Origin of the sequence: Actinomyces sp. ICM58 (assembly GCF_000283035.1) — a bacterium.
In the GTDB taxonomy this organism is placed as follows: Bacteria; Actinomycetota; Actinomycetes; order Actinomycetales; family Actinomycetaceae; genus Pauljensenia.
Genome location: NZ_ALIY01000080.1, coordinates 1 through 12,226, shown reverse-complemented (window position 1 = coordinate 12,226; position 12,226 = coordinate 1). Strand labels below are relative to the sequence as shown.

Genomic DNA, 12,226 nt, shown 5'->3' with positions numbered 1-12,226 from the left:
CGGCACGCGCGACGACGCCCCACGGGGCGTGCTGGGCGGCCACGATGATGCGGTTGCGGGCGTTGACGCGCAGGAACATGGGCGAGGACGTGCCCGAGGAGGCCGCGTGCTCGTGGTCGACGACGGCGCCCGCGACGAAGCGCACCTGGAAGCCGGCCTCGCGCAGCTTGTAGGACAGGTCCGTGTCCTCGTAGTACATGAACAGGTCGGTGCGCACTCCCCCGACGCGCCTCCACGCCTCGGCGGCGATCGCGCAGGCGCCTCCGCACAGGCCGAAGACCTCGGGGGCGGGCAGCGGGGAGTCGGCGGGGTCGAGCCAGGAGCGGTCGTATCCGTTGCCGGCGGGGTCGACCTCGTTACCGGTGGAGTTGATGAGGACGCGCCCCGCGGGCTCCTCCTCCCCCACGCGCGCCCACCGGCTGCCGTCTCGGGCGATCAGGACATGCGTATCCGAGGCGGTGGCGGGCCGCCACGTGCCGGTCAGGAGGATGAGGGCGGTCGTGGCCCCCACGGTCTCACCCAGGGGCGCTAGGAGGGCATCGAGGAAGCCGTCGCGTGCGGTCGCGTCGTTGTTGAGCAGGACGACGGCCCCCTCCGACAGGCCGGCCGCTCCGGCCATGACGCCGGCGCCGAAGCCGTCGTTGGTCCCAGCGTTCACGAGGGAGACACGCGCGGGGTCGGCGGCCCCTCGAAGCTCCTCGAGGCCATCTCGTAGGACGCTCAGCGAGTCGTCGTCGGATCCGTTGTCGACGATGACGAGGTGGTCACCCTCCTCCATCTGCGGCGCGATCGAGTGCGCGGCGCGCAGGGTCAGCGGCGCGTTCTTCCAGTTGACGAGGATAACGCGGGCGGTCCTGGTCCTCATCGCGCACCCGCCAGGTGGCGGTAGACCTCGGCGTGCGCGGCGGCGGAGGCCTCCCACGTGAAGCGGCGCGCGCGCTCGATGCCGGCCGCAGCCAGGTCGTCGTGGGCGTCCCCCGCGGCGGTTCGCAGGGCGGCGGCGAGCGCGTCCGCGTCGGTCGGCTCGACGAGCAGCCCGGCGTCGCCGGTAACCTCTTCCATGCAGGTGCCCGCGCTCGTGACGACGGGGGTCCCGTGGGCCATGGCCTCAAGGACGGGCAGGCCGAAGCCCTCCCACAGGGACGGGAACGTAAAGACGCGGGCGCCCGCGTAGGCGCAGGCCAGGTCGGCGTCGTCGAGGCGGCCCAGGACGTGGACGCGGTCGGGTGCCAGGGGCGCGTCGGTGGGGTCAGAGCCCCATCCGGCGGGACCGACGAGGACCAGATCAAGGTCGGCGTCCTCCATCTGCCGGTAGGCGGCCAGGAGGGTCGGCAGGTTCTTGCGGGGCTCGCGGGTTCCGACCCACAGGATGTAGGGGCGGGTCAGGTCCCAACGGGCGCGGAAGTCCTCGATCTGGTCGTCGGTGACGGGCGTATGGCTCAAGCCGTGCGGGATAACAGTGATGAGGGAGGCATCCAGGCCCGCCTCGACGCAGTCGTCGGCGGTGGCCTGAGAGGGGACGATGATCGCGTCGGCGCGCTTGCGCGTGATCTCGAGGGCGCGGTGGAAGTAGGCGGTTCCGTGGGCCGTGAAGTGGTCGGGGTCGCGCAGGAAGGCGACGTCGTGGACGGTGATGGCCAGGGGCTTCGAGGTCGGCGGGATGGCCCAGGTGGTGGCGTGGATGATGTCGGGGGCGGACGAGGCCGTGGTGAGCAGGCGGTCCACGCCGGGGACGCCCAGGCGGTCCCAGGCGGCGTAGAGGGCGCGGCGCGGCAGCGCGCTGGCACGCACGGGGATGGTCAGGCCGACCTCGCCGGGCGTGGGGGCGCCGGAGCCGTGGCGGGCGCTGATGCCGACGGCACGGACCCCGCAGTGCGCAAGGCGGGAGGCGACCTCGACGATGTACCGGCCGGACCCGCCGGGCACGGGCTGCCACATTTGCTCGACGACCATTCCAACGTTGACGCTCATGACTCCAGGGTAGTTCACGGGCCGCGGATGGATGCCGGTAAAACGTGAGGGAGAACAAAATGGCATACGATAAGGGGACCAGTTGCTCCTGCCCAACCGATGGGATTGATCGTGGCCTACACCGTTTCACACTCGCATCCGATCCGCGTCCTGCTGGACGGAACCGCCATCCCCGCGGATCTGGGCGGCGTCGGCCGTTACGTGGACGACCTCGTCCCGGAGCTGGTGGACCAGGGCGTGGACCTGACGATGGCGGTCCAGGAGCGCGACGCCGAGCACTTCGCGACCCGCCTTCCCTCGGCTCGCATCATCCCGATTTCGCGGCGTTTCGAGTCGCGTCCGGCGCGCATGGCGTGGGAGCAGACGGGACTGCCCAAGCTGATCCGCAAGGTGCGTCCCGACGTCTTGCATTCCCCCCACTACACGTGCCCGCAGTTCCCGGGCGTCCCGGTGGTGATCACGCTGCACGACGCGACGTTCTTCTCTCACCCGCAGGCGCACTCGCCCCTCAAGCAGCGTTTCTTCACGGCCGCTATCCGCCGCGCTATCCGCCGCGCGGACGCGCTGGTGGTGCCCTCCCTGGCCACGCGCGACGAGACGATCAAGTACGCGGGCGGGGATCCCTCGCAGTTCTACGTGGCCTACCACGGCGTGGATCGCTCGATCTTCCACCCGGTCTCGGACGCCGAGCGCGAGCGCGTCAAGGCGTCTCTGGGCCTGGAGGGCCGTGACTACATCGGCTTCCTGGGCACGCTGGAGCCCCGCAAGAACGTACCGAACCTGGTGCGTGGCTGGGTGAAGGCTGTCTCTGATCGTCCGAATCCGCCGGCCCTCGTGCTGGCCGGCGGCAAGGGGTGGGATGAGGACATCGACCCGGCCCTGGCCTCGGTTCCGAAGCATCTGACGGTCCTGCGCCCCGGCTACCTGCCGCTGGAGGACCTGCCCGGCTTCCTCTCGGGCTGCGTCATTTTGGCCTACCCCTCGATCGCGGAGGGCTTCGGCCTGCCGGTCCTGGAGGCGATGAGCTGCGGCGCCGCGACGCTGACGACGCGCCTGACTTCTTTGCCGGAGGTGGGCGGCGACGCCGTCGCCTACTGCGATATCGACCCCGATTCGATTGCTTCCGCTCTCACCGAGCTGCTGGATGACCCTGCTCGCCGCGCGGCGCTGGGCGCGGCGGCGATTCCGCGAGCCGACGAGTTCACGTGGGCCCGCGCGGCCTCCGTACACATCGAGGCGTTCCGCGCCGCCGCCCGCGCCTAAGACGACGGTGGGCGCGTGAGCGAGAAACCGCAGGAACCGCGCGTGGGTGAGGGAGGACCGGCGCAGGCACAGTCGGCCTCCTCCACCCCCGGCGCCCCTGGACGAGGCCGTGGCACGCCCGCTCGCTCTCGCTACCTTCTCGCGGTCCTCCTCGTGGTCGCGGTCATTGCGGCGTCGCTGGCGTGGGTGGTCTCATCCCCCGTCGGCTCCTCGCCGGATGAGGATTTTCACGTGGGGTCCATGTGGTGTCCACCGCCCGTGGACGAGACCGGCTGCCAGATCTCCACCAAGGACGGCGAGAAGGCTGTCATGGTGCCGCAGTCGCTGGCCAAAGAGTACGTCACCTGCTACGCCTTCGACCACGATAATTCCGCGCAGTGCGCCCTCAACGCCTCGGACGAGGAGCTGGCGCCGACCCTGCGCTGGGACGACGGCAACTACCCGTGGGGCTACTACCAGTTTGCCCATCTCTTCGTGCAGCATTCGACGAATCGCGCGGTGCTGGCGCTGCGGGCGTTTAACGCGCTGCTAGCGATCGGCCTGCTTGGCGCGATCATCGCGTTGGCCGACTCGGGGCTGCGACGCGCAATCAGCGTCGCCCTGACGGTCGCGTGGCTCCCGATGGGCTTCTATTTCATCGCCGGGATGAACCCCTCCTCGTGGGCGATGACCGGCACGTTTGCGTTCGCAGCCGCGCTGCTGGCGTCCACGCGCTCCGAGGGGCGCAGGCGCGTCGGGCTGGTCGCCTGCGCGCTGGCGGGGGCGGTCCTGGCGTGTACGTCGCGCGGCGACAGCGCCTTCTTCCTCTTCGTGATAACGGTGGCCCTGGCGTTCGCTGTCCCGCTGAGCAGGCGCATCGTGCCCGAGGCTTGCCTGGCGTGCGTCGCCTCCGCCGTGGGTATCTGGGTCATGTCGCGCACGAACGTGGCGGCCTCGCACCTGGCGTCGGGCAGTAACGTCTCGGGGGAGTCGTGGTGGCACATTATGTACCTGAACGTGTCCGCACTGCCCGACTATCTGCGCGGCTTTGTCGGCTACCTGTTCGGTCCGGGGTGGAATGACGTGTCCTATCAGGGAACTGTGTCTTCTGGCGCCTCCCTCGTGGTGGTCGCTCTCCTCGCGTGGTCGCTGCGTTCGCTGTCGTGGCGTCGGGTCCTGTCGGCACTCGTCGTCGCGGGCGCCATCACGGGCGTTCCGGTCGTCATCGGCATGCGCGGGCATTTCTCGAACGTCGAGGTGTACCAGCCACGCTACATGCTCCCACTCTTCGCCGTGTTCCTGCTGATGCTCCTGGCCCCCTCCCCCGCCCGCGACGAGGGGGGCCGCTCGCTCGGTAGCCGTCCCTTCCGCGTGCCGCAGGGCGTCGCGGGGCGCGTCGGCACGGGCCTCGTCGCCGCCGTGTGGGCGCTGACGAACGCGCGGGCGCTGTACCTGGTGATCGAGCGCTATGCCTTCGGGCACACGGCTCATGGGATGCCGATCGACCTGTCGACGCGCAACCTGAGCGACGGCAACGAGTGGTGGTGGCCGAACGCTCCCGTCGGCCCGATGGCCGTGTGGGTGGTCGGCGCGCTCGCCGGATTCGTCGCCATCGCGCTGGCCGCGTACCTGTGGGGCGGCGTGGCCCGCGAGAGACTACAAGATCACTAAATTCGACCACCCCTTATGTTCACTTTTTGAGCTTCAGATGCTACGCTCGAACATGTAGCACTTAGCTGAACCAGTGAACGAAAGGTGGTCGCATGTCGTCGACGAACGTTGGCACCCTGAGCGAACCCCAATTCAACGTCCTGACCGCCCTCGCGCGCGAAGGCTCCGCCCTGACCCAACGCGCCCTCTCCGAGGCGACCGGCATGAGCCTGGGCCGCGTCAACACCGCCACCCGCGAGTGCGAGGCCTCGGGCTACATCCAGGACCGCGCCATCACCGAGGCGGGCCGCGACGCCCTCGAGCCCTACCGCGTCACGGGAGCCGTCATCATGGCCGCAGGCCTGTCCTCCCGATTCGCCCCGATCAGCTACGAGCGCCCCAAGGGCACGCTCAAGGTGCGCGGCGAAATCCTGGTCGAGCGCCAGATCCGCCAGCTCCACGAGGTCGGCATCACGAACATCGCGCTGGTCGTCGGCTACAAGAAGGAATACTTCTTCTACCTGGCCGAGAAGTACGGCGTCGACATCGTCGTCAACCGCGAGTACGCCACGCGCAACAATAACGGCTCCCTGTGGCGCGTGCGGGAACGCCTGGACAACACCTACGTGTGCTCCTCGGACGACTACTTCACGACCAACCCCTTCGAGCCCTACGTCTACAAGTCCTACTACTCGGCGAACTACGTCGAGGGCCCCACCGAGGAATGGTGCATCAAGGTGGGCGCGGGCGACCGCATCACGGGCGCGACCGTGGGTGGACGCGACGCGTGGGTCATGCTCGGTCACGTCTACTTCGATCGTAACTTCTCCGCGACATTCCGCGAGATCCTCGAGCGCGTCTACGACAAGCCCGAGACGGTCTCGAAGCTGTGGGAGTCCATCTACCTGGACCACATCAAGTCCTTCGACATGGTGATGCGCCGCTACCCGGACGGCGTCATCCACGAGTTCGATTCGGTCGACGAGCTGCGCTCCTTCGACCCCCTCTTCATGGAGAACGTCGACTCCGAGGTCTTCGATCACATCGTGGAAACCCTGGGCTGTCAGAAGTCGGACATCCGCGACTTCTACCCGCTCAAGCAGGGCATCACGAACCTGTCGTGCCACTTCACGGTGGGCGACGACGAATACGTCTACCGCCACCCCGGCATCGGCACGGAAAAGATCGTGGACCGCAGCGCGGAGTTCGCCGGCCTGCGCCTGGCCGCCGAGCTCGGCATCGACGACACCTTCCTCACGGGCGACCCCGCGGCCGGCTGGAAGATCTCGCGCTTCGTGCGCGACGTTCGCAACCTGGACGTGACCCGTCCCGAGGAGCTCAAGGCGGCCATGGAGATGGACCGCGCGCTGCACACCTCCGGTCGAATCCTGGACCGCTCCTTCGACTTCGTCACCGAGGGCTTGCGCTACGAGGGCCTCCTCAAGGCCTTCGGCCCCATCGACGTGCCCGGATACTTCGAGCTGCGCGACAAGGTCCTGCGCCTGAAGGCCTTCGCTGACGCGGATGGCTTCGATAAAGTCCCCTCGCACAACGACTTCTTCCCGCCGAACTTCCTGGTGGACAAGGAGGGCAACATCAGCCTCATCGACTGGGAGTACGCGGGCATGTCGGACGTGGCCGCCGACTTCGGCACGATGACCGTGTGCACGGCGGAAATGACCCGCGAGCGCGCGGCCGCCGCCCTCGAGTACTACCTGGGCCACGCCCCCTCCGAGCGCGAGGCGCGCCACTTCTTCGCCTACGAGGTGTTCGCCGGCTGGTGCTGGTACCTGTGGGCACTGGTCAAGGAGGCCGAAGGCGACGACGTCGGCGAATGGCTCTACATCTACTACTCGCACGCAACACGCACGCTCGATTCCCTGCTCGCGGCCTACGAGGCAGCCTCGAGCACTCATATCTCCACGGAAGGTGAACTGGCATGAAAACTCAGCACGGAGGCAAGCGCTACGGCTTCTTCTCGGGTGCCCTGTGGGGCCTGGACACGGTCGTGCTGGCGATCGCGCTAGCCATGATTCCGTTTGCCGACTTCGGCCAGTCGGCGCTCGCCGGCGCGGTCCTGCACGACGTCGCGTGTGCCGTCATCCTGGTCGTGTATATGGCTCTCCGAGGCCGCCTGAAGGACACCTGGGCGGCGCTGCGCACGCGCCCGGGCAAGTCGGTCATCGCGGCGGCCCTGCTGGGTGGCCCGATCGGCATGAGCGGCTACCTCATCGCGATCGACAACATCGGCCCCGGCCTGACCGCGATCATTTCGACGTTCTACCCGGCGCTGGGCACCCTGCTGGCCTTCATTCTCTTGAAGGAGCGGATGGCCCCTCGCCAGATCGTTGCCCTCTTGGTCGCGCTCGGCGCGATCGTCGCGACCGGCTGGTCGGCGACCTCGGAATCGATCTCGGGCGGCAACGCGATCCTGGGCGTCGCCGGCGCGCTCGCGTGCGTGATCGGCTGGGGGTCCGAGGCCGTCATCCTCACGTGGGGAATGCGCGACGAGGCCGTGGATAACGAGGTGGCGCTCCAGATCCGTGAGACGACCTCGGCGCTGGTCTACCTCTTCGTGGTGGCCCCCATCGCGGGCGTTTTCGGCTTCACGCTCCACTCGCTGGCTCACCTGTCCGCGGGCGTGGTGGCCCTGGCCGGCCTGGCGGGCACGGCCTCGTACCTCTTCTACTACAAGGCCCTGTCGGCCATCGGCGCCTCGCGAGGCATGGCCCTAAACATTTCCTACTCGGCGTGGGCGATCATCTTTGCCCTGGTGTTGCAGGGAACGATCCCGACGCTCACGCAGGTCATCTGCTGCGTCGTGATCCTGGTGGGCACGGTCCTGGCGGCCACCTCCAACTGGGGTGACCTGCTTCCCAAGCGAACGGAGAAGGTCACGAGCTCCCAGGCGTGAGACAATGGCGGGTGGGCGCAGGCGCGCCCACCCGCTTAGTCGTATTCGGAGGACTTATGACGACGCCCGACGCCGACCTGCGCAAGGTCCAAAAGCTCCTGACGCTGATCCTGGCCGAGCTCGACCGGGTGTGCCGCCGCATCGGAGTGTCCTATGCGATCTACGGCGGCACCGCGATTGGCGCGATCCGCCACGGCGGCTTCATCCCCTGGGATGACGACATCGACGTGATGATGACGCGCGCCGACTACGAGCGCTTCCTGGCCGAGGCGCCCGCGCTGCTGGATGAGCGTTTCCGCCTGGACAACACGCGCACGCGCGAGGACTTCCCCTTCATGTTCACGAAGATGGTCATGCCGGGCACGCTCCTGATCCCGGAGGCCGACAAGGACTCGAAGTACCGTATGCCCTTCTTCCTGGACATCCTGCCCCTGGACGAGATCCCGGCCGACGACAAGGCCTTCCGCCAGATGTCCCGCCAGTCGTGGTGGTGGGGCCGCCTCCTGTTCCTGCAGGGGACGCCTCGTCCCCACCTGATCAACACCCCCGCGTGGAAAAAGGCGCTGATCTTCTCCGCGACGACCGTGGCGCACCTGGGCCTCAAGGCCGCGCGTGCGACGCCTCGCAGCCTACAGGAGCGCTGGGAGAAGGCGGTTCGCCGCTACGAGGGCACGGGCACGGGCGTCTACGCGGACTTCACGATGCGCGACCCCCAGAACTGGATCGTGCGCGAGGAGGAGTTTTTCCCCACGCGCGACGTCCCCTTCGAGGACATCACCGTCATGATTCAGAACCAGTACGACGCGCTGCTGCGCCGCGGCTACGGCGACTACATGCAGCTGCCGCCCCCGGAGCAGCGCTACAACCACGAGGCCGCGGTCATCGACTTCGGCCCCTACGCCGACTCCCTGTAGGCCCCGGGCCCCATCGAGCGATCGGAGAGACATGAGCGAGGCAGATCCCGCAACCCTGGCAGCCATTCAGCGCGTCACCAAGCGGTGCCTGGCTGAAATCGACCGCGTGTGCACCCTCCTGGGCGTGCGCTACGTCGCCTACGGCGGCACGGCGATCGGCGCGGTGCGCCACCATGGCTTCATCCCGTGGGACGACGACGGGGACGTATGCATGCCGCGCGCGGACTACGAGCGTTTCATCGCCGAGGCCCCCGCCCTCCTCGGAGAGGAGTTCTTCATCGCCTCCCCCGCCACGCACCCGAACTATCCGATCAGCTTCGGCGTGCTCGGCCTGAAGGGCTCCGAGTTCGTCTCGAAGGTCGCGAAGGACCGCGACTTCCGCATGCCGATCGGCGTGGACCTGTTCGTCCTGGACCAGATCGCGGACGATCCTGCGCGCTTCCGCGCCCAGTCGCGCGGCACGTGGCTGTGGGCGCGCCTCATGTTCCTGCGCTCGATCCCCAACCCGCCGACCGGACTGCCCACGCCGGCCCGCCAGCTCGCATCCGCCGCGATGGCCTGCGCGCACTGGGGGATGCGGGCGCTGCGCGTGAACGAGGCCACCCTGTACCGCCGCTGGCTGCGCGCCGCGCTCAAGGGGCGCGACAACCCGCAGGTGGCGCCCGACGGGACGACGCTGTACGGCGACTTCTCCACGCGCGACCCGCGCCGCTGGAGCGCCTCGGAGGGCGAGCTCTTCCCCGCCCGCTCCGTGCCTTTCGACGACATCACCGTGCGCATCCCGGCCGCCTACGACGTCGTGCTGACGCGCGGCTACGGCGACTACATGCGCATTCCGGATCCTGAAGATCGGGTGACCCACGAGCCATTCCACATCGTGTTCGGTCCCCATGACCCGGGCCCCGCCTCGCAGGACGGAGCCGACGCGTGAGCGAGAAGGACACCACGGCCTCGTCCCTGCCCGAGACCTCGGACACGGGAGGGGCCGTCGAGACCACCGAGGAGGCCCTCGAGTCGCGCGGGCAGCTTGGGCGCGACTACCTGTGGAACACGGCGGCTTCCCTCATGTCGAGCCTCGCCGTGGTCATCATGGGCGTGGCGATCATGCGTTCGGGCGCCACGGATTCTTTCGCGCGCGCCCAGTACGGCTTGTTCACCCTGGCCCTGGCGATCGGCCAGCAGTATCAGACGGTGGGCCTGTACGAGGTGCGCACCTTCCACGTGACCGACGTGCGACGCCGCTTCGACTTCGGCACCTACCTGTCCACGAGGCTGTTGACCTGCCTGGTCATGGTGTGCCTGATCCTGATCCACTCGTGGAACTCCTCGACGAAGGACCCCTACCCCGCGTTCACGGTCATCGCGGCGATGGCGCTGCTGCGTATTTTCGACGCCTTCGAGGACGTGTACTACTCGGAGTTTCAGCGCTCCGGGCGCCTCGACATCGCCGGAAAGGCCTGTTTCGCGCGCATCTTCACGACGACGTTCCTGTGGTCGGGCCTGTACTGGGTCACGCAGGATCTGCTCCTCGCCACGCTCGTCACCTTCGCGGCCACCTGCGTCGTGCTCGTCGTCGCGTACGGGCTCCCCGCGCGCGGCCTGTTCTCACTGCTGCCCTCGTTCAATCTACGAGGCATCGGCGGGATCCTGTGGGAATGCCTGCCCCTGTTCATCGCCGCGTTCCTCAACCAGTACCTGGCCAACGCTCCGCGCTTCGCGATCCACGCGAGCCTCGGGGACGAGGAGCTGGGTGTCTTCGCGATCATCTACATGCCGGCGGTCGCCATCAACATGCTGTCCCTGTTCGTCTTCCGTCCACTCCTCACCCGCATGGCGCTGCGCTGGGCCGAGGGAAAACGCGGGGAGTTTTTCGCCATCGTGCGCCGAGGCCTCGTCACGACCGCGGGCGCATTCGTGCTCGTCGCGCTCGTCACCTACTTCATCGGCGCTCCGCTCCTGACCCTCGTGTTCGGCACGGACGTGTCCGACTATGTGCCTGAGCTGATGGTGCTCGTCCTCGGTGGCGCCCTCAACGCGGCCGGCGTCATCCTCTACTACGCGCTGGCGACCATGCGCCGCCTGCGCGCGGTCCTCGTCGCGTTCCTGATCGCGGGAGGGACCGCCTACATGGCGGCGGCGCCGCTGGTGCGCTCCTTCGCTATGATGGGCGCATCCCTGGCCTATGCTTCAACCATGGCCCTCCTCGCGGCGCTCTTCGTCGCGTTCATGCTCATCCCCGTGCGCAACGCGCCCACCGAAACGGAGTCCGTCAATGGCTGACCGCTCTCATTCCCCCATCAAAGTTGCCATCTTCATGGAGTTCTTCCTGCCCTACCTGGGCGGCATCGAACGCTACCAGGACCGCCTGAGCGAGCAGCTGAGGCTTCTCGGCTACGACGTCTTCATCGTCACGTCCCTGCACGACGAGTCCCTGCCTCGTTTCGAGGACAAGGACGGGCTGCGCATCTATCGCCTGCCCACCAAGAACCTCTTCAAGCAGCGCTACCCCTTCTTCAAGCGCGATGCCCGCTTCAAGGAGACGATGGCCGCCGTCGAGGCCGAAAATGCGGACTTCTACATCGTCAACACCCGCTTCCACCTGACCAGCCTGCTCGGCGCGCGCCTGGCGCATCGCCTGGGCCGCCCGGTTGCCCTCATCGAGCACGGCACCGCGCACATGAGCGTCGGAAACCCGGTCCTGGATTTCTTCGGCGGCATCTACGAGCATGGTCTCACGCACTTCGTCAAGAAGCACGTGACGTCCTACTACGGGGTGTCACGCAACTGCAACAAGTGGCTGCGTCACTTCGGGATCGAGGCTTCGGGCGTGTGGTACAACGCGGTGACCCCCGAGGATACCGCGGTGGCCGACGACCGCTACGAGCGTCAGTGGCCGCGCGGGCGTAAGGACTCCGAGATCGTCATCTCCTACGCGGGTCGCCTCATCGCCGAGAAGGGCATCGTCGCCCTGCTCGACGCTTTCGCGCGCCTGCGCGCCGAGCTCCCGGGTGTCCCCCTGCGCCTGGCGGTGGCCGGCTCGGGCCCGATCGAGGACGAGCTGCACGAGCGCTACGGCTCCGACCCCGCCGTGTCTTTCCTGGGGAAGCTGGATTTCCCGGCCGTCATGAGCCTGTACCGCCGCTCCGACGTGTTCGTCTACCCGTCGATGTACCCGGAGGGGCTGCCCACCTCGATCCTCGAGGCGGCCCTGGGCGACTGCGCGATCATTGCGACGCCTCGCGGCGGCACGGAGGAGGTCATCACGTCTCCCGCCCTCGGCTGGGTGGTTGACGGGGCCACGTCCGCCCAGCTCACGGACGCGCTCGTCCCTGCCCTGCGCGAGGCGGTCACCGATCCGGTGCGTCGCGCGTCTTGCGCGGCGGCCGTGGGCGCGCGCGTGCGAAAGCACTTCACGTGGGCGTCGGTGGCCCGCGATGTCTCCTCCATCATCGACGAGGCCGTGGCCCGCTAGCCTCCCCTCAGCAACCCGCCGCCCAGCTTCCGCGCGGCCTCCCGCCGCCCACCTTCCGCGCGG

General features: G+C 68.2%; 10 protein-coding genes. 8 read left to right on the top strand and 2 right to left on the bottom strand.

Going from position 1 to position 12,226, the window contains the following annotated elements; all coding sequences use genetic code 11:
* On the bottom strand, positions 1-865 hold an 865-nt coding region (locus tag HMPREF1138_RS03990; protein WP_009056820.1), incomplete at its 3' end, for a glycosyltransferase family 2 protein.
* A complete protein-coding gene (locus HMPREF1138_RS03985) occupies positions 862-1,971 on the bottom strand; it encodes a glycosyltransferase family 4 protein (protein WP_238318604.1) in 1,110 nt (369 codons plus the stop codon). The genes HMPREF1138_RS03985 and HMPREF1138_RS03990, both read right to left, overlap by 4 nt.
* A 99-nt stretch (positions 1,972-2,070) precedes the next feature.
* Between HMPREF1138_RS03985 and HMPREF1138_RS03980 the strand changes: the two genes are divergently transcribed.
* The 8 genes from HMPREF1138_RS03980 (at position 2,071) to HMPREF1138_RS03945 (ending at position 12,163) form a co-directional block, all read left to right on the top strand.
* A complete protein-coding gene (locus tag HMPREF1138_RS03980; RefSeq protein WP_039936794.1) occupies positions 2,071-3,234 on the top strand; it encodes a glycosyltransferase family 4 protein in 1,164 nt (387 codons plus the stop codon).
* Between the two features lie 153 nt (positions 3,235-3,387).
* Complete coding sequence (locus HMPREF1138_RS03975; RefSeq protein WP_050981231.1) at positions 3,388-4,884, top strand: DUF2142 domain-containing protein; 1,497 nt, start codon at positions 3,388-3,390, stop codon at positions 4,882-4,884.
* 92 nt (positions 4,885-4,976) lie between these two features.
* The gene (locus HMPREF1138_RS03970; RefSeq protein ID WP_009056812.1) at positions 4,977-6,806 is read left to right on the top strand and encodes a phosphotransferase; all 1,830 of its coding nucleotides are present in this window, start codon (positions 4,977-4,979) and stop codon (positions 6,804-6,806) included.
* Complete coding sequence (locus tag HMPREF1138_RS03965; protein ID WP_009056814.1) at positions 6,803-7,777, top strand: DMT family transporter; 975 nt, start codon at positions 6,803-6,805, stop codon at positions 7,775-7,777. The genes HMPREF1138_RS03970 and HMPREF1138_RS03965 overlap by 4 nt, the downstream gene beginning before the upstream one ends.
* A gap of 56 nt (positions 7,778-7,833) precedes the next feature.
* A complete protein-coding gene (locus HMPREF1138_RS03960; protein ID WP_009056818.1) occupies positions 7,834-8,691 on the top strand; it encodes a LicD family protein in 858 nt (285 codons plus the stop codon).
* A 31-nt stretch (positions 8,692-8,722) separates the two neighbouring features.
* Positions 8,723-9,622, top strand: a complete 900-nt coding sequence (locus tag HMPREF1138_RS03955; RefSeq protein ID WP_009056816.1) for a LicD family protein — start codon at positions 8,723-8,725, stop codon at positions 9,620-9,622.
* A complete protein-coding gene (locus tag HMPREF1138_RS03950; protein WP_009056828.1) occupies positions 9,619-10,971 on the top strand; it encodes a lipopolysaccharide biosynthesis protein in 1,353 nt (450 codons plus the stop codon). Before HMPREF1138_RS03955 ends, HMPREF1138_RS03950 begins: the two co-directional genes overlap by 4 nt.
* Complete coding sequence (locus tag HMPREF1138_RS03945) at positions 10,964-12,163, top strand: glycosyltransferase family 4 protein (protein ID WP_009056824.1); 1,200 nt, start codon at positions 10,964-10,966, stop codon at positions 12,161-12,163. Before HMPREF1138_RS03950 ends, HMPREF1138_RS03945 begins: the two co-directional genes overlap by 8 nt.
* Positions 12,164-12,226: the final 63 nt, after the last annotated feature.